The sequence below is a fragment of the Cellvibrio sp. PSBB006 genome (assembly GCF_002162135.1).
In the GTDB taxonomy this organism is placed as follows: domain Bacteria; phylum Pseudomonadota; class Gammaproteobacteria; order Pseudomonadales; family Cellvibrionaceae; genus Cellvibrio.
Genome location: NZ_CP021382.1, coordinates 3980766 through 3998757 on the forward strand (window position 1 = coordinate 3980766; position 17992 = coordinate 3998757).

Consider the following 17992-nt stretch of genomic DNA (forward strand, 5'->3'; position numbering starts at 1 on the left):
CTTGGCTTCAATTTCTGTGTTGAAGCTATCTTGAGCAAAGCTCCAATTGGCTAATAATCTTAAGGACAAAGCTTGCATCATATCTGATTGGTTTTTTTGTATTCCATTAACTGTTAATAATAAAGAGATGAGTCTATGAAAAAGTCATTTTTCTATTCGGTCCGTATATTTACGTCTGCATTATTCGCCACTGCGCTAGCCATTCTTTGTCTGGTGAGTTCGGTCGCCAGTGCGCAGACCAATTTTAAAACCTTGAACTATTTATATTCCATTAAAGGGCAAAACACCCTCGGTGGTATGCACAACCGCCAGCCCAACGCTAACCCTAACCAATACAGCCAGCAGTTGTATAACGTTGTTGGTCAGTGGCCAGCATTCTATAGCGCGGATTTTCAGTTTGAGCCGCAAGAGATTGCCAATCGCCAAACTATGATCAATCAGGTGATTACCGAGTGGAATAATGGCGCGATGATCAATTTGATGTGGCACGCCTGTAACCCCGCAAAATCCCGCCCCTGTTATTGGGACGGCAATGGCGTACTGAGCAGTATGACTGATTGGGAGTGGAGTCAATTGCTCACCAACGGCACGCCCATCAATCAGAACTGGAAGGCGATGATGGATGAAGTGGCTGTGTATTTACAGCAGTTGGAGAATGCAGGTGTTGAAGTATTGTTCCGGCCTTTACATGAGATGAATCAAGGCATGTTCTGGTGGGGTGGCAGACCGGGCTCCAATGGCACTGCAGCGCTTTATCGGTTAACGCGCGATTATTTTCAGAACACTAAAGGCTTGAGCAATTTGATTTGGGTATGGAATTTACAGGATTTCAGCAGCCTCTCATCAGACTTAAATAACTATGATCCTGGCAGTAATTATTGGGATGTCTTGACTCTGGATATGTATTGGTCAGATGGACAAGGCTATACCAGTGGTAAATACAATGCATTGCTCAATAAAGCCAATGGAAAAATAATTGGTATTGGTGAATGTGAAGATTTACCGTCGGTGAATTTATTGGCTCAGCAACCGCAGTGGTCTTTTTTTATGGGCTGGTCCGAGCTGACTTTCAGCGGCAACACCAATCAAAAGATCCAGGAAATTTATTGGTCCGGTCGGGTATTAACGCTAAATGAAATGCCGGGCTGGAATAATGTCGGCAATTCCTCAAGCAGCAGTTCCTCATCCAGCAGTAACCCTTCGAATACGCCGATCTATGTGCAAGCCGAAAATTACAGCAACATGAGCGGCGTAATGACGGGCAATTCCAATGATGTTGATGGCGGTAGCTCGGTAGGCTCCATTGATACGAATGATTGGATGACCTACAACAGCGTTTCAATCCCCAGCTCGGGTTCATACACCATTGCCTATCGTGTGGCCAGTCCCAACGGTGGCGCTTTGCAATTTGAACAGGCGGGCGGCGGCGTGGTTTACGGTTCCCGCAGTATTCCTGCAACCGGTGGCTGGAACACCTGGACGACCGTTTACCAGACTGTGACGCTCTCGGCGGGCACGCATAATTTTGGCATCAAGGCGACGCAAGGTGGCTGGAATTTTAATTGGTTTTCCATAACAAGGAATTGATTGGCAGGTAATAAATAGGTCAAGCAATGAGTGAGGAAGAATGACCTGATTGCTTGATCTGTTAAACAATAATGTGTGGTTTATCTTTTTGTGTTCTCAAGCTTTTAATAGAGCGAAAGTAGAGCCTCAATTATTTCTTCTATTCCAATAAATGATGGTTTAGTGATGTCTGGAAAACCGGTTTTTTTTAATATCCTTTGTCTGTCGCTGTTATTAAATATTCATGTTGACGTATTAGCGCAGATTGGCGGCGAGATCACCGTCTACACAAATCGGGTTGATCTTGTGACCAACAAGAGCTATGCCAGGTGGATCAGAGAGTTTCAGGCATTGCACCCTGGCACGAGCGTAAAAATACAGGGTATTTCTGATTATGAAACGCACATTGCGTCACGACTGGAGGCGCGTAGCTATGGTGACGTCATCCTTGTGCCCAGAGATATGCCCAAGCAGGTCTATGAAAAATATTTTGTTCCACTCAACGACTTACAATTAAGTGAAAAAATCTACTTTCCGGAAATTTGGGAGTATCAGAAACAACACTACGCCTACGCACAGGGCGTTATAGCTGAAGGTTTGGTGTATAACAAGAAACTATTCGAACAGCTTGGCATAAAAGAACTACCTGACACCTTGGGTGGACTTATAGAGGTCGCAGGAAAAATAAAAGCTGCAGGAAAAATCCCGATCGCACTAAATGTAGGTGCGGCCTGGCCATTACAGCAATGGGATAAATCAGTCATGGCTATTGCTGAAGATGGAGATTACTTCTCTCGAATGATAGATGATTTGCAACCTTTCGCCGAGGGAAAGCCATATTACGTGTCGCTCAGTATTGCGCATAATATTTTCTCCGCCGGATTTAGCGAAGACGAATTTATTCGCAATAATTGGGAATCGTCCAAACAGCAATTTATAAACAATAATATTGCGATGTTTTATTTGGGAAACTGGCTTATCCCTCAGTTAATTGAGCAAGGTATGCGTAGTGATGACATCGGTTTTACGCCTTTTCCTTTTGATAACTCAGGCGATCTAAAAGCAATACTGAACTACGATTGGGGAATGGCAGTAAGTCGGTATAGTAACAATAAGGATACCGCTAAGGCTTGGATAAAATTTGTGATTACGCGCTCTGATTTTGCTGACGTGGCCGGGTTTATTCCTACCTATAAAGATCGATCTTCCTCAATGCCGCAGCTGGCTGCGTACATGTCGCTAGAGCCCGATATTATTCAGGCGGCACCGGCAAGTAATGACTTTATTCGGCTGGCAAATAAAGCCGGCATGGATTTTATGGGAGGCAATCACGTTCGTCACATTCTATTGAGTCCGGATTTTGAAGGAAGTATGAAGTACTGGAATAGCCGTTGGCGCCAGGCAAGAGAAAATTTCCAGGTGGCAGAATAAAATGAAATATCTTTTATTGAATAAGCAATCTATCGTTGCGCAAGTCGTATTCGGTTTTTCTATTTTGCTGGTGTTGCAACTCATCATTGCCGCATTTAGTGTCAGGAGTCAGCAGCATCTGTCAGATAACATTGACTTGGCATCCGGTAGGATTATGCCGGTGTTGCAGATAAATGCTCTGCTCTCGCAGGATTTGCAGGATGCGGCATTGGCCGTCAGTCAACATGCGGCGGAGCAGAATATATCACGCTTAGCTGATTTTCAGGCCGAGTTCCAAAACAGAATCGTTTCATATCGCACACGTTATCAGGAGTTTGAGCGTTACGCTGATGATATCCCGGTAATGGCTCAACAGCTCTCGACACTAAATCGCTCCACCGATGTGACCTTTACCCTGGCAGAGTCGCATATCCATGCCCACGAAAGATTCCTGCAGACCCGGGAAAGCGAATTTCAGGCGTTGGAGCAATTCGAAAACCGATGGCAATACTTCGATGTTGAGATGAAAGATACGCGTTTTAGCATGGCGGACGAGGATATTCCCTCTCAATGGTTGTTAGTATCAATTGAGCAAGATGCGAATGAGGCTTCCATGCTTTTGGCAAAAGTGCCATCTATGCGTACATTGGATGAGCTTGAAGAGGCTGCACTGGAATTGGCCTATTTTTGGGGCAACATCGATAAAAAATTCACTATTCTTATGGACCGCTTTCCGGATGTCGCGGAGCCTTTGAAATTATCAATTTTTATGTTGGGCAAACATATCACCGGGAATGATGGTGTGCTTCTACAGCAAGAGAAACTACTTGAGTCTGAAATAGAAAGCCGTCATTTATTGCAGGAATTAACGCACAATCTTGATGCCAGTATGGCGCAACTAGCGCAGTTGAATGAACGCCTTAAAGTCTTATCCCATGAGTCCAGTGAAAAGACCAAGACATCATTATCAACTGGCCGTGCGACGATATGGATAGTTTTTTTAATCTCCCTTGCTATCGGAATTTTTGTTGCCACTAAAGTGGTTGCTGGCGTGCGTAAACCGATATCCCAGTTGGTTCTCAGGCTGGAGTCCCTTGCCAAAAATGACCTGCGAGATTGCCACGATAAATCTTCCACTGGAGAGTTTGGTGACATCTCAGTGTCGTTAAGTAAACTAACTGATAATTTGACAGCCATCGTTAGTGATTTAAAAACCCAAAGCGGTAAGCTGCTGAGTATGGCCGAATCTGCCAATCGAATCAGTTCCAATTCACGCAGACAAATAGACTATCAAAAGGTCCAGGCAGAAACGTTAGCGTCCGCTGTTACCGAGATGGAGCAAACAGCGCGAGGTGTAGCCGATAATGCCCGGGCAACCAGTGACGTTGTGCTCGATATTTATTCGTCTACGCAATCCGGGCAGGAGGTGGTTAGTCGTAACAAAGAATTAATTGGTCACTTGAATGAAGAGTTGACGATTGCTTCAGACGTTATCGACAGTGTACGAGATAACTCTAACGGAATTGGTTCGATTATATCGGTTATCAATCACATCGCGCAGCAGACGAATTTGCTTGCGTTAAATGCAGCGATCGAAGCCGCTCGGGCTGGAGAACAGGGGCGGGGCTTTGCCGTTGTGGCAGACGAAGTTCGGGCGCTCGCAACACAAACACAAACATCTACGGCAGAAATTGCTCACATGATTGAAAGCCTGCAATCCAGTGCAACTGAGGCGACTACCATTATGTCTCGCAATAAGGCGTTCGCGAGTTCCTGTGTTGATCAATCAGATATGGCTAACGAAGCCTTGGCGGGAATTGCTAGTGGTCTTGATCGTATCAAGAATATGACCGCTGCCATTACCCAGGCAGTTGTAGAACAGAGTGGCGTTATTACCGAGTTAGCTAAAGGAGTGGTGAGCATGTCTGATATTGCCGATCACGTTCAACGTGAAGCTATAGAATTGGAGGAATCCAGTAGTGCGTTGAATCAGATGGCCCATGCACAGAAAAAATTAACCAGTAATTTTATTCTGCCTTGATATTGCTGTAAAAAAGCGATGTGTAAAAAGGCCAAACCGGCAATGCCGGTTTGGCCTTTTTAATACGCATGCCAAAAATTTATTGTTTGGCTAACTTACACGTTGTAGGTAGACGATGCGGTATTACCGCCACGGCCGGTCCAGTTGGTGTGGAAGAACTCACCGCGTGGTTTATCGATGCGCTCATAGGTGTGCGCGCCGAAGAAGTCGCGTTGCGCTTGCAGCAGGTTGGCTGGCAGGCGAGCGGTGCGGAAACCGTCGAAGTAGGTCAGTGCCGAGCTGATGGTCGGTGCGGGGATACCGTTAACAATGGCCGCCGCCGCCACACGCCGCCAGCCTGCCTGGGCTGCTTCCACGGTGGTGCGGAAGTAGTCGTCCAACAAGAGGTTGCTCAGCTCTGGATTCTTATCAAAGGCTTCCTTGATGTTGCCGAGGAAGGACGAGCGAATAATACAGCCGCCGCGCCACATCAGGGCGATGCCGCCGTAGTTGAGTTTCCAGCCGTATTCTTTCGCCGCTTCGCGCATCAGCAAATAGCCTTGGGCGTAGGAAATAATCTTGGAGGCGAAGAGCGCGTTGCGCAGATCGTCAATCATGGCCTTTTTGTCACCTTCGAACTTGATGGCGGGGCCGCTGATAACTTTTGACGCTTCGACGCGTTGGTCTTTCTGCGATGACAGGCAGCGCGCAAATACCGCTTCGGAGATCAGCGTCAAGGGAATGCCCAGGTCCAGTGCGATCACGCCGGTCCATTTGCCGGTGCCTTTCTGCCCGGCGGTGTCGAGGATCTTGTCCACCAGCGGTGCGCCGTCTTCGTCTTTAAACGCGAGAATGTCGCGGGTAATTTCAATCAGGTAGGAATCCAGTTCGCCCTGGTTCCACTCTTTAAAGACTTCGTGCATCTCGTCGGCAGACATACCGAGCAGGTCTTTCATGATTTGGTAGGCTTCGCAGATCAGCTGCATATCGCCGTATTCAATGCCGTTGTGCACCATCTTCACGAAATGGCCGGCGCCATTCTCGCCAACCCAGTCGCAGCACGGACTGCCGTCATCCACCTTGGCGGCGATGTCCTGGAAGATCGGCTTAACGTGGGGCCAGGCCGCCGGTGAACCGCCGGGCATGATCGATGGGCCAGTCAGGGCGCCTTCTTCACCACCGGATACGCCGGTGCCGATAAACAACAGGCCTTTGCTCTCAAGGTAGGCCGTGCGGCGGTCGGTATCGGGATAGTGGGTGTTGCCGCCGTCGATGATGATATCGCCCGGCTCAAGGTGGGGAATCAGCTGTTCAATAAAGTCGTCTACGGCGTTACCGGCCTTGACCATCAGCATGATCTTGCGCGGCTTGGCCAGGGATTGCACCAGCTCTTCAATGGAGCGGGCGCCACGAATGCTCTTGCCCTGGGCGCGGCCCTCAAGGAAGGCGTCAACTTTTTCAACGGAGCGGTTGTAAGCGGTGACGGTATAGCCCTTGCTCGCCATGTTCAGGATCAGGTTTTCGCCCATGACGGCGAGACCAACGAGGCCTATGTCAGAAAGTGGTTTCATAGAGAGGATGCCTGTTATCAGTGGTTGATGTTCTCATGAGGGTTGGCGCTGGGCGCTCTTGTAGGGCGCGTATTATTCAACTTTACGAGGCAAATGAACAGCCGCAGCAGCAAAGTTCTGGCTATCCAAGCCATTGTTTCAGGTAATGATTCGGCGCCCGGATTGCGGATCGACAACTGACAGGCGCATCAGCGGGCCGTGGGCGGACATTTTGCCTCTCAACTGACATAACGCATAAAAACTGAACTGCTAGACTCAAGTAATTGGGCTGCCGGAGATTTGTTGATGTTGAATGATAACCATAAGAAACACCTGACACTCGCACTCATTATCATGATCCAGCTGCTCGTTCTGCTGGTTCCGCTGTCACCCTGGCTCGGTCTGGGGCTGGTGGTATTGGTGGCAGCAGCCGGTTTGTACTGGCCCGACTCGAAAAAGGTTGATTCCGCTGAGCCCTCCGCTGAACTGACAGCTTTTACGCGCATGGCGGACAATGTGTCGGGAGCCACGTCAAAGATGGCGACCGGTGCGGCGGAAGTGTCTTTTTACATTGATGGCTTGGTCAAGGACATCAAACGCAGCGCGGCGGACTGTACTGACATTGTCGGTGCCAGTCGCAACCTGGCGGACACCAGCGCGGAGATGAGCGGCAGCCTGCATACCATCGCCAAGACAATCGAACAGACAGCAGAGGCATGTTTGGGCGCGGATGTGCGCCTGAAGAGCGGCGTCAGCAATATCAATGAGCTGGGCACGGCGGTGAGCGACGTAGCGGCCCAACTGCAGAAATTGCAAAGCAGTGCGGACAATATCCAGCGCATTACCGATGTGATCAACAGCGTGGCCGAGCAAACCAACCTGCTCGCACTGAATGCTGCGATTGAAGCGGCGCGGGCCGGCGATCAGGGGCGCGGTTTTGCGGTGGTGGCTGATGAGGTGCGAGCGCTGGCCGGCAAAACCTCCGGCGCTACGCGGGATATTGCGGCGATGTTGGGAGAAATTCGCGAACAGAGCCAAAGGGCCGGCAGTTTAATGACCGGCTTGCAAAGTTCCAGCGATCATGTGAAGCAGGAATTGCAGCAGGTTGCCGATGGTTTTGATCAGGTCAGCGTGGAAATCGGCAAGTCGTCCGCGGCAATTGGCTCCATTGAAAAGGCCGGTTCCGGACTCGAACAGACCAGCCAGGCCATTAGCCAATCCATCAACAGTATCAACGGCGCGCTGGGCGCCATCGAACAGAAAAGCAGTACCATTGCCGAACGTGCACTGGAAGTGTCCCACGAGACCGAGAGTATCTACAGCGATCTGGCCAAGGTGAGTGAGAATGTCTTTTTTATGCCGGTGTTGCGCGAGGCCCAACAGGCGGCGGCGAGCATCGGCAAATTATTTGAACAGGCTATCGCGGATGGGCGCTTGACCCAGGCACAACTTTTTTCCCAAAAATACGAGCCGATTCCCAATACCAACCCGCAAAAATACCGCACGCCTTACGACGGTTTTACCGACCAGCATTTTCCCGCGATACAGGAACCGATTCTCACGCGTCACTCCAGCGTGATGTACGCCGGTGGTGTGGATGTGAAAGGTTATTTTCCGACTCATAACAAAAAATTCTCACAACCGCTGACCGGTAATTATGAAAAAGATTTGTTGAATAACCGCACCAAACGCATCTTCAGCGATCGCACCGGCAGCCGGTGCGGCTCCAATACCCAACCGATGTTGTTGCAAACCTATAAGCGGGATACGGGCGAAGTGATGCACGATTTGTCTGTGCCGATTATGGTTAATGGCAAACATTGGGGTGGGTTTCGCATTGGGTTCAAGCGGGATACATCGCGTTGATATCGGTATATCCGTAGGTCGGATTAGCCAACGGCGTAATCCGACAAATTTTCCTTCGCGCAACATCGCATCGTATTGCGACCATTTTTTTCATCGTGAAATCGCGTCGGCTTACGCTGCGCTAAGCCGACCTACTGGAGCCAGCGCGTGAGCTTTTCCAATAATCCGCTGGCTAACAGATCTCCAAGTACCACTCGCCGCTGATTCTTTCGCGCGATCTGCGCGAGTAATAACAATGCACAACTGTAGGCGTCTTCGAGCGCATTGTGGGAGCTGGCGAGCGGCAATTTATGGCGATGCAAACACGCATTCAGCCGCAAGCCATCCTCTTTGAAGGTTTGATCGCGCCGGGTCAGGTGACGTTTTTCAATGCGTAAGGTATCAATGGCCATCAGCGCCGGTGCGGAGCCGAAGACGCGCGTGATTGCTGCGCGCAAAAACGCGATATCCAGCGCCGCGTTATGCGCGACCAACACATAGCCGGCGTAATGCGCCAATAATTCTTGCAGCACGCTGTCCAGTGTCGGGGCGTTGTCCAGATCCCGGTCGTGCAGGCCATGAATGGTTGCGCTTTGCCCCACGCTTACCGGTGGTTGAATTAAATAATGGCGTGCGTCAGTCAGCACAATTTCGCGTTGGCGAATGGGCACCCAACCGATGCTGACAATGTGATCGCGCTCGGGCTGTAATCCGGTTAACTCCAGATCAATCGCGAGCAAGGGGCAATCATCAATCGCTGTCTGTGCGGTGGGTAATTCAACGGTCGCGAACTGTTGAATCAGCGGGTGAGTATCGCGCTTGTGAGTGGTCAGCCAGCGCAACATCACAAACCTCGACAAAAGCGAAAGCGCACCATCGCCTGGGCTCTATTGATCACTTCAAAGCTGTCGCGCAGCTGATGGCGTTGCAGGTTGTGCAGGCTGGCCGGGTCGAGGATATTGCTCAGGTTGCGCTGCGCCTGAATATCCTGCTGGTGTTTTTCCCAACGCAGTTGCGCAATTAAATCGAAGGCGTCGAGTAAATTCTGTGCGAGGTCTTCGTCCATGGCATTGGCGCGGTTGAGAGCTTGCAAACGCTGCCGGGTATTCACCTCGGAAATGCCCGACGCGTAGGCCAGGATGCGCGCAATATCGGTAATCAGCGAGGTGCCGTTTTTTTTCAGATCGCACCCCGCGTGTTGTTCGCCTTCCTGGGTCAGCACAAAGCCTTTAAACAATCCCAGCGGCGCGCGATCGCGCAACGCGTTTTGGGCGAGATGAAACTGAAACAAGGTATTTTTGCGGGTGAGCGGCAACAACTGTTGATGCAGATCCTGCGCAAGCGCGGCTTGACCATCTATCGCGCGCAAATCAAAAAAGATACTCGACTGTAATACCGATTCGGGTGTGGGATTGCTGACGATGTGGATAAATTTTTCCTGCCAGCCGGCCTGGCTCAGGCGCAATGCTGGATTGGAAGCCATGATATTACCGGGGCACAAACGAATGCCGCATTCGCCCAATCCTTCACACACAAACGCGGCCAGTCGCGCAAAATAATCGCCGATCGCACCGCGCGGTTCTTCCGCCAGGATCAACGCATTATCCTGATCCGAATTCAGGCTTTGATCCATACGCGCCTGGGAACCAAAACCGACCCAGCAAAATTCACAGGGCGCCGCGCCCAATTGTTCCTGCGCTAAAAAAATCAACCGTTTGGTTAACGCATCGGTAATCGTCGTCATGATCTGGCCGATTTCCAGCGCCGGCACGCGCTGGCGACCGAGCAACATCATCAGCGGCACAACGCCTTTGCTGATATTTACCAGCCCGGCGAGGTCCGGTTGTCGATGGATATTGCCGATAAGGTAAACCGGATGGTCCTGCTGCACGCGAATGATATCGGTGATGGACAACATCCCGTAAATTTGCTCGCCGTCCAGCACCGGCAAGTGATGCACGTTGTGCATCGCCATGGTCTGGATGGCTTCGTAAAGATAAGCAGAGCGTTCAGTGGTGTGGGGCGAGCGCGTCATGATCTGGCTCACCGGAGCATCCCCGGGGACACCTTTTGCCAGCGCGCGCGAGCGCAAATCCCGGTCGGTCAGCAGGCCCGCCAATTGGCCGTTTTCTTCCACTAATAGGGTAGATACCCGCTTGTCGGTCATGCGTTGTGCGGCGGTCACAATCGATTCGTGCGGCGCAATCAATACCTTGCGCGCGCTGATGACATCATTCACTTTGAGCGTTAAATGAAAACTTGCGGGCGCTTCTTCATAACGATGCAAACGGTGGCCAGCGAGCGCGTGAAAATAATCTGCAACGCGCAGGTGGTTGGTGAGCAATGTGTGAAAAGGATCTGCATCAAGCCAATACACTAATCCATCTTCTTCACAGACCAGTTGGTGAGGTTCGCTCTCGCTGGACAGCAGCAATTCCTGCCCGAAAAAATCACCTTCCTGCAATTTTCCGAGGAGCTGTTGATGGGGATCGTACAGGGCGAAGACACCGGAACGGACAATCATCAAACGCGGTTTAACCTGTTCTACCGGTTGCTGCGCCTGAAAATAATACACGCTGATGTGATGGGCGAGGCGCGCAATCTCCGCCTGATTGAGATAACCAAAGGGCACGGTTTTGGTGAGAAAGCGGGTGACCTCCATAACTTCCATAACCCATGCCCCTTGTGTGTAACTACGCTGACTGGATGGATTTTAAACCTGTCCGATAACGCCTGTTAAGGACTTGTCGGGCATGGCGGTCGAGCGGTGCCGGGCATCACACACCAGCTGCAAAAGGGGGTCATCCCGCTCCAGTTTTAACCATTGTGCACTCAGGACTTCACCGGGTTTGGGAATTTGCAACTCGGCGGAAAGGTCTGCCCGCGCACCTTGGGCACAATGAAATACTTGCGGAATTCTGCGCGCCGAAAGACGACGTTCGAAGATGTATAAATCAGCCAGGACCAAGTCCGGATTGATTTGATTGGCTTCGGCTGAACCGGTATCCACCGCAATAAAACGCAGGGTTTGGGGAAACCAATAGGTCCAGGGTTTCCAACTGGTGGATTCTGCAACCGCCTTGCCCACCTTCACGCCAGCGGGCAAACGCTTAACCTGATGCTCATACCAGGTGTATTCACCGTGGATTTGAAACGCGAGCATGCCAGCACCGGCAAAGGCGGGCACGATCCAGCGCGGCAAGCGTTTTGCCGTCAGCGCGCGACACAAGAGCGCAAGGCCCGCTGCACCCAAGCCAGCACACAGTGTGGCGATTAATTCCAGCAGCATATAAACCTCGCGAAAAACCTGACTGACAAATACACGAACGGGCTTTCGTTGGAAAGCCCGTTCAATTTCTTACTAACGTTCAGCAACTCAGTGGTGTGCTGTCGCGTTACCCGCACCCTTGGGATAACGCACGCTTTCCACCAGATCCTGGATCGCTTGCGGTGGTTCCTTGGTCATCATCGATACGGCGGTTGCCACCGCAAAGTTGATCACAGCACCGATGGCACCGAACGACAAGGGAGACACGCCAAACAGCCAGTTGTCCGCCACATTTTCATAGGTGTTGGTGCCGGGGATAAAGAACCAGCCAAGATACAGGAAGATGTAAATGGTGGTCGACAGGAGCCCTGCCAACATGCCCGCTATAGCACCGACACTGTTAACCCGTTTGGAGAAAATCCCCATCATCAACGCCGGGAAGATGGAGGCCGCCGCAATCCCGAACGCGAGTGCCACCACCTGTGCCGCAAAGCCCGGCGGATTCATCCCCAGCCAGGTGGCCACCACAATGGCCACCGCCATGGAGATCCGCGCGGCCAGCAATTCGCCTTTATCTGATATTTGGGGATTGATCACCCCCTTGATCAGGTCATGGCTGATGGAGGAGGAAATCGCCAGCAAAAGGCCTGCCGCGGTGGAGAGTGCCGCTGCCAGACCACCCGCCGCGATCAAGGCCACCACCCAGCCGGGCAGATTGGCAATCTCCGGGTTCGCCAGGACGAGGATGTCATTGTTCACCGTCAATTCACTTCCCGCCCAGCCGCGTGACTCTGCGACCTCTTTAAACGCCGGCACATCGTTGTACATCTGGATGCGGCCATCGTTATTTTTGTCGGTGTAAGTGATCAGTCCGGTGTTTTCCCAGGTGCGAATCCAATCGGGCCGCTCGCTGTATTCCAGTGCTTCAGCGGTAGGGCCTTCAGGGTAAATGGTATTTACCAGATTCAATCGCGCCATGGAGGCTACGGCCGGTGCGGTCAGATAAAGGGCGGCAATAAAGACCAGCGCCCAGCCAGCCGACCAACGTGCATCCGCGACCTTGGGAACGGTGAAGAAACGAATAATGACGTGCGGCAAGCCCGCTGTACCGATCATCAGCGACAGGGTGAAGAGCACCATGTTCAGTTTGTTCGGCACATCAGCGGTGTAATCACGAAAGCCCAGCTCCCGCACGATTTCATCAAGCGTTGTCAGAAGCGGCTGACCGGATTCCACATGGGTAGAAAAAAGCCCCAGCGGGGGAATCGGGTTGTTGGTCAATTGCAGAGAGATAAACACGGCGGGAATGGTGTAAGCGATGATCAGTACCACATACTGGGCTACTTGTGTGTAAGTGATGCCTTTCATACCACCCAGTACTGCATACATAAACACCACAACAGCGGCAATCATCAAACCGGTGTTGCTGCTCACCTCAAGGAAGCGGGAGAAGGCTACACCGGCGCCGGTCATTTGCCCGATAACATAAGTGACTGATGCAACGATCAGGCAAACCACCGCGACCATGCGCGCACTCGAACTGTAAAAACGTTCGCCGATAAATTCCGGCACCGTAAATTTGCCGAATTTGCGCAGGTAAGGTGCCAGCAACATCGCCAGTAACACATAACCACCGGTCCAACCCATGAGGTAGGTAGAGTTGGCGTAACCGGCAGCGGCGATCAAGCCAGCCATCGAGATAAAGGATGCCGCCGACATCCAGTCAGCAGCGGTCGCCATACCATTGACCACCGGACTTACCCCGCCACCGGCAACATAAAATTCTTTGGTAGACGCTGCACGTGACCAGATGGCAATAGCGATATAGAGCGCGAAGGAGCCGCCCACGAAGATAAGGTTGATCGTAAATTGGCTCATGGTCTAGTCCTCGTGCAGATCGAACTTTTTATCGAGCTTGTTCATTCTCCACGAGTAGAAAAAGATCAAGGCAATAAAGGTGAGGATGGAACCCTGTTGCGCAAACCAGAAACCCAGATCAGTACCGCCGACGGAAATGCCCGCGACCATCGGACGGAGGGCAAGACCAAACCCATACGACACTAAAGCCCATACAACCAGACAGCCGACGATCAGGCGCAGGTTCGCTCGCCAATAAGCTTTTGCGATTGCCTCGCGCGAAACGCTTTCGTTGTTATCTTCAGCCATATCATTATCCTCTTGGTTTGTTTTTATTAACTCCGGCACCTGGGTGGTGCGTTTTTTTGCTGACTTAACATGGAGCAGGTACAGTTATTCTTATCAAGAAAACTTTCAGATAGTCGACGCTGAAAGTTGCACGCCAGAGCTTGAGCGCTAATAGTAATTTTGGCAACACGCTGACAGATTTTTCATCATTTTCATGGCGCCACTGTTGCTTGCGGTAACATCTGATGGTTTTCTTATTCGGATTTATTGCTTTAACTTGAAGAGTAGTCTAGACCACAATCTAAGCAAGAGTGAAGTAAGAAACTTTTGCTATTTGGGTTATTGCAAGTTCGCGCTGTATTGAGCTGATGCAATACCTCTTCACCTAACCGGGAAACCCCTGTAAGAAAACGGTCATCGAACCCACGCACAATCACATTTGCACAACGCTTTATTAATAAAAATGGGTAGTGGGCTAGTCTACAAGTTGCATTCAAGCGTTTTTTTGCAGTCAATTTTCCTGACAATAATTGTGTAGAAAAGGAGTAGCGACACATGCGCAAACCCATCACGCAACTTTGTTATGGTCTGAGTTATGGTCTGACCCTTTGTGCTTTACCCATGAGCCTGGCGGCACAGACTTTCAACGTCGGTGAAACCCAGGTTAAATTCAGTGGTTTTTTTAAACTGGACGCTATGGTTACCGACACGGAATATGGTCAACTGGATTTTCCCGCACGCGATTTTTATGTACCTTCACTGACACCCGTATCCGGAGAAAGTGAAGGACTGAAGTACGATACCCATGCTCGCCAGACACGTTTTATCTTTACCACCACCACGCCGCTGGATAATGGCAAAAGCATTAACGGGCATCTGGAGTTCGACATGATGTCCACGGCCGGTGGCGACGAGCGGATTACCAACGGCTATTCTCCCAGCGTCCGCCACGCCTTTTTCACCTACGACCGCTGGTTGTTCGGTCAGACCTGGTCGACGTTTATGGACACCAGCTCACTCCCTGAATCACTGGATTTTATCGGCAATACCGATGGCGCCATCTTTGTTCGTCAGGCACAGGTGCGTTACACCAACGGCAATTTCCAGTTCGGTATTGAAAATCCACAAACCACGTTAACGCCCTTTGGCGGCGGTGCACGCATTGTGACGGAAGACAGCGGCATTCCCGACTTGGTAGCGCGCTATAACTTCAAAGGCGATTGGGGGTCATTGAGTGTTGCGGGTCTGGCCCGTCAGTTGTCCTATGACACAGGTGTGGTGGATGAGTCCGAAACTGCCTTTGGTGTTTCCGTCAGTGCCAAAATCCTGCTGAGTAACAAAGACGATCTGCGGGTGACCTTCAGCAGCGGTGACGGTATCGGTCGTTACCTTGCCTTGAATACCGCAAACGATGCTGTCGTTTCCGACGATGGTTCCCTGGAAGCGATCACGGCAACAGGTGCAGCAGTGGCCTATCGGCACTTATGGAACGAGCGTTGGCGTTCCAACTTTGTCTACGCCGCCTTCGATGCGGACAACAACACTGACTACACCGGGGCGGCGGTTACCAAAACCACCCACAGTGGCTCAGCGAATTTGCTGTACCAGGTAGCCAGCAAGTTTATGGTCGGTGTGGAACTTCGCTACGCCAATCGTGAAATCGAGGCCGGTGCAGACGGCGATATGACTCGCCTGCAATTCACCGCGAAATACGATTTTTAACCTGATGTAAACCTTCACCCGGAACGCCGGCTAATGCCGGCGTTTTTGGTTTGTCCCTCATGCGACCTTCCGCAACGCGTTCTCACCTTCAGTAAGCCAGCCATATCCCGCCTCAACCATAATCAACCCTGGCGCCCAAAGAATAAATGATAATTGGCGCGCTAATGATAATGATTGTTGTTTGTGTTATTGTGCTCAACCGATTCTGACACCTAACCCCGTTTTTTGGAGTGCTTCGTGAAAACTAAACTCTTTCCTCTCGCTGCGGCCGCATGGTTTTGTCTTTCCCCGCAGTCAGGTCTGGCCCAGGACGCTGCCAGTGGTACCGCATCGCAGAAACGCCAACAGGAAGGCTCCATTGAAGAAATGAAAGTCACCGGCAAGTATGGCGTCGACCAGACCAAGACTATCGATACGGCGACTGGCCTGGGGCTGACTGTTCAGGAGACGCCGCAGTCGGTGTCGATCCTGACCTTCGAGCGGATGCAGGACCAGAACATCACCAGCATTCTGGATGCGGTGAACAACGCCGTCGGCGTGTCGTCTGCGGAAGTGGACAACGTGCGCAATAGCTTTTATTCGCGCGGTTTCCAGATCGACAGCTATCAAATTGATGGCGTACCCACTTCCTGGAGCCTGGGTGGCGATTCCGGTGAAACCGTGGCAGATACCGTTATCTATGAACGTATTGAATTTGTCCGCGGGGCAACCGGTTTGATGACTGGCGTGGGTGACCCTTCGGCCTCCATCAATCTGGTGCGCAAGCATGCCAACAGCACTGAGCTGACCGGTTTTGTGGATGTGGCCACCGGCAGCTGGGATAAAAAGAGCCTGGCAGCAGACGTGTCGTCCGGCTTAAACGAAAGCGGCAGTATTCGTGGCCGCGTGGTGGGCCGTTATTTAAAAGGCGATTCCTTTGTTGATTATTACGAAGACGACAAAAAAACGCTCTACGGTGTATTGGAAGCGGATTTAACAGACGCAACCTTGCTGCGTGTAGGTGCGAGTTATCAGAACAATAATCCAACCTCTACCGTATGGGGCGTACTGCCAGGATTCTTCTCTGACGGCACCAGACCCGATTGGGATGTCTCCAAAACCACGGCAATGGACTGGAACCGTTGGGAGTCAACCAACACCAATTACTTCGCCAGCATCAACCATTTGTTTGCCAATGGTTGGGAATTGCTCGCTAACTACAACAATTTGCACTACGAGACAGAGGCGCGTTTGCTTTACGTCAGCACACCATGGGACGGAGATACTGGAACCTATACGTATCTGGACAAAGAAACGGGTGCTGGCCTGACCGCACAACGTTATCGCAGTGATGGCGAATCAAAACAGGATAGTTTTGATATTCAATTGAAGGGCGACTTCAACTTATTTAATCAAACCCATGATTTTGTTGTTGGCGCACTCTACGCCGATCAGTCGGCGAAAACGTTTACCCAACTACCCGTGGATGCAGACCTGAGTAGTGGCTACGATCAGGTTCCCGTGGATAACTTCTATGAATGGGGCGACCTGCCTGAGCCTGAGTGGGAGGACGAGCGTACCCAATCCCAGGGCAGCGAAACCGAGCAGCACGGTTATTACGCCGCTACCCGACTTTCTGCCACCGACAAGCTCAAGTTTATTCTCGGCGGACGCGTAGCAACCTGGGAGCGCAACGGTTTTGACTGGAGCGGGATCGTTGATTACGGTGATAAAGATCAATTTATTCCTTACGCGGGCGCGCTTTATGATTTGACCGATGCTCACCGGGTTTACGTTAGTTATACCGAGATCTTTAAACCGCAAAATAAACGCGATACTAGCGGGAATTTCCTTGATCCATTGATCGGTGAAAGTGCGGAGATTGGTTTGAAGAGCCGTTTCCTCGACGACCGTCTGCAGACCACCATTGCTTACTTTGATATTCAGCAAGACAACCTCGCTCAAAAGGATACTGACTTTAAAGGTACAGCAGAACAAAGTGAGGCATTTTTTCCTGTTGAGGGCGCGAATAGCAAAGGCTTCGAAATTGAAGTGGTCGGCCAGCCTGTCGATGGCTGGAACATCAGCGCTGGCTACTCAAAATTCTCCATTGAAGATGCCAACGGCAACGACCTGAACACCGATATCGCGACCGAGACGATTAAGCTGTTTACTTCCTACCAATTCGGTGGAGCGCTGGAGCGCTTGACCCTGGGTGGCGGTGTAAATTGGCAAAACGAAACTTACTCGGCGGGCATTAACCCCATTGGTAACCCCGACCGACTCACTCAGGATGCCTATGCACTGGTCAGCCTGATGGCTCGTTACGCTATTACCGATGACCTGAATGTACAGTTCAACGCGGCCAACGTGACAGATGAAAAATACTACTCACAAGTGGGGTATTTCAGCTCCTACCGCTACGGCACACCGCGTAACTACACACTCAGTCTGAATTACACATTCAATTAAGTCCCCTCTCTACCG

General features: G+C 51.1%; 12 protein-coding genes. 6 read left to right on the top strand and 6 right to left on the bottom strand.

Going from position 1 to position 17992, the window contains the following annotated elements:
• The first annotated feature begins 135 nt into the window (after positions 1 to 135).
• The 3 genes from CBR65_RS16565 (at position 136) to CBR65_RS16575 (ending at position 5017) form a co-directional block, all read left to right on the top strand.
• On the top strand, positions 136 to 1587 hold the full coding sequence (locus CBR65_RS16565) for a glycosyl hydrolase (RefSeq protein ID WP_198300768.1): 1452 nt from the start codon (positions 136 to 138) through the stop codon (positions 1585 to 1587).
• 165 nt (positions 1588 to 1752) lie between these two features.
• Complete coding sequence (locus CBR65_RS16570; RefSeq protein ID WP_087467886.1) at positions 1753 to 2997, top strand: ABC transporter substrate-binding protein; 1245 nt, start codon at positions 1753 to 1755, stop codon at positions 2995 to 2997.
• Position 2998: 1 nt separating this feature from the next.
• On the top strand, positions 2999 to 5017 hold the full coding sequence (locus tag CBR65_RS16575) for a methyl-accepting chemotaxis protein (protein WP_087467887.1): 2019 nt from the start codon (positions 2999 to 3001) through the stop codon (positions 5015 to 5017).
• A gap of 95 nt (positions 5018 to 5112) precedes the next feature.
• Here the strand turns inward: CBR65_RS16575 and gnd are convergent, their stop codons facing one another.
• Positions 5113 to 6567: a decarboxylating NADP(+)-dependent phosphogluconate dehydrogenase gene (gene gnd / locus CBR65_RS16580; RefSeq protein ID WP_087467888.1), complete on the bottom strand. Its 1455-nt coding sequence runs from the start codon at positions 6565 to 6567 to the stop codon at positions 5113 to 5115.
• Positions 6568 to 6852: 285 nt separating this feature from the next.
• On the opposite strand from gnd, the gene CBR65_RS16585 reads away from it, so the two are divergent.
• Positions 6853 to 8412, top strand: a complete 1560-nt coding sequence (locus tag CBR65_RS16585; protein WP_087467889.1) for a methyl-accepting chemotaxis protein — start codon at positions 6853 to 6855, stop codon at positions 8410 to 8412.
• A gap of 131 nt (positions 8413 to 8543) precedes the next feature.
• Here the strand turns inward: CBR65_RS16585 and CBR65_RS16590 are convergent, their stop codons facing one another.
• From CBR65_RS16590 to CBR65_RS16610, 5 genes are all read right to left on the bottom strand, one after another.
• Positions 8544 to 9236, bottom strand: a complete 693-nt coding sequence (locus CBR65_RS16590; RefSeq protein ID WP_087467890.1) for an exonuclease domain-containing protein — start codon at positions 9234 to 9236, stop codon at positions 8544 to 8546.
• Entirely contained in the window at positions 9236 to 11062 is a 1827-nt protein-coding gene (locus CBR65_RS16595) for a DUF294 nucleotidyltransferase-like domain-containing protein (protein WP_087467891.1), read from the bottom strand. The genes CBR65_RS16590 and CBR65_RS16595 overlap by 1 nt, the downstream gene beginning before the upstream one ends.
• 42 nt (positions 11063 to 11104) lie before the next feature.
• Entirely contained in the window at positions 11105 to 11680 is a 576-nt protein-coding gene (locus CBR65_RS16600; RefSeq protein ID WP_087467892.1) for a hypothetical protein, read from the bottom strand.
• Between the two features lie 87 nt (positions 11681 to 11767).
• Positions 11768 to 13537, bottom strand: coding sequence for a sodium:solute symporter family protein (locus tag CBR65_RS16605; protein ID WP_087467893.1), 1770 nt, complete (start codon positions 13535 to 13537; stop codon positions 11768 to 11770).
• A 3-nt stretch (positions 13538 to 13540) separates the two neighbouring features.
• Positions 13541 to 13825: a DUF4212 domain-containing protein gene (locus CBR65_RS16610; RefSeq protein ID WP_087467894.1), complete on the bottom strand. Its 285-nt coding sequence runs from the start codon at positions 13823 to 13825 to the stop codon at positions 13541 to 13543.
• A 534-nt stretch (positions 13826 to 14359) separates the two neighbouring features.
• Here CBR65_RS16610 and CBR65_RS16615 point away from each other — a divergent pair.
• On the top strand, positions 14360 to 15526 hold the full coding sequence (locus CBR65_RS16615; protein ID WP_198300769.1) for a DcaP family trimeric outer membrane transporter: 1167 nt from the start codon (positions 14360 to 14362) through the stop codon (positions 15524 to 15526).
• Positions 15527 to 15763: 237 nt separating this feature from the next.
• Positions 15764 to 17977, top strand: a complete 2214-nt coding sequence (locus CBR65_RS16620; RefSeq protein ID WP_087467895.1) for a TonB-dependent siderophore receptor — start codon at positions 15764 to 15766, stop codon at positions 17975 to 17977.
• Positions 17978 to 17992: the final 15 nt, after the last annotated feature.

What these genes read in the sequence shown, in the direction of transcription:
- CBR65_RS16565 (WP_198300768.1), top strand. Translation starts at nt 136, where the DNA reads ATGAAAAAGTCATTTTTCTATTCGGTCCGTATATTTACGTCTGCATTA.
- CBR65_RS16570 (WP_087467886.1), top strand. Translation starts at nt 1,753, where the DNA reads ATGTCTGGAAAACCGGTTTTTTTTAATATCCTTTGTCTGTCGCTGTTA.
- CBR65_RS16575 (WP_087467887.1), top strand. Translation starts at nt 2,999, where the DNA reads ATGAAATATCTTTTATTGAATAAGCAATCTATCGTTGCGCAAGTCGTA.
- gnd (WP_087467888.1), bottom strand. Translation starts at nt 6,567, where the DNA reads ATGAAACCACTTTCTGACATAGGCCTCGTTGGTCTCGCCGTCATGGGC.
- CBR65_RS16585 (WP_087467889.1), top strand. Translation starts at nt 6,853, where the DNA reads ATGTTGAATGATAACCATAAGAAACACCTGACACTCGCACTCATTATC.
- CBR65_RS16590 (WP_087467890.1), bottom strand. Translation starts at nt 9,236, where the DNA reads ATGTTGCGCTGGCTGACCACTCACAAGCGCGATACTCACCCGCTGATT.
- CBR65_RS16595 (WP_087467891.1), bottom strand. Translation starts at nt 11,062, where the DNA reads ATGGAAGTTATGGAGGTCACCCGCTTTCTCACCAAAACCGTGCCCTTT.
- CBR65_RS16600 (WP_087467892.1), bottom strand. Translation starts at nt 11,680, where the DNA reads ATGCTGCTGGAATTAATCGCCACACTGTGTGCTGGCTTGGGTGCAGCG.
- CBR65_RS16605 (WP_087467893.1), bottom strand. Translation starts at nt 13,537, where the DNA reads ATGAGCCAATTTACGATCAACCTTATCTTCGTGGGCGGCTCCTTCGCG.
- CBR65_RS16610 (WP_087467894.1), bottom strand. Translation starts at nt 13,825, where the DNA reads ATGGCTGAAGATAACAACGAAAGCGTTTCGCGCGAGGCAATCGCAAAA.
- CBR65_RS16615 (WP_198300769.1), top strand. Translation starts at nt 14,360, where the DNA reads ATGCGCAAACCCATCACGCAACTTTGTTATGGTCTGAGTTATGGTCTG.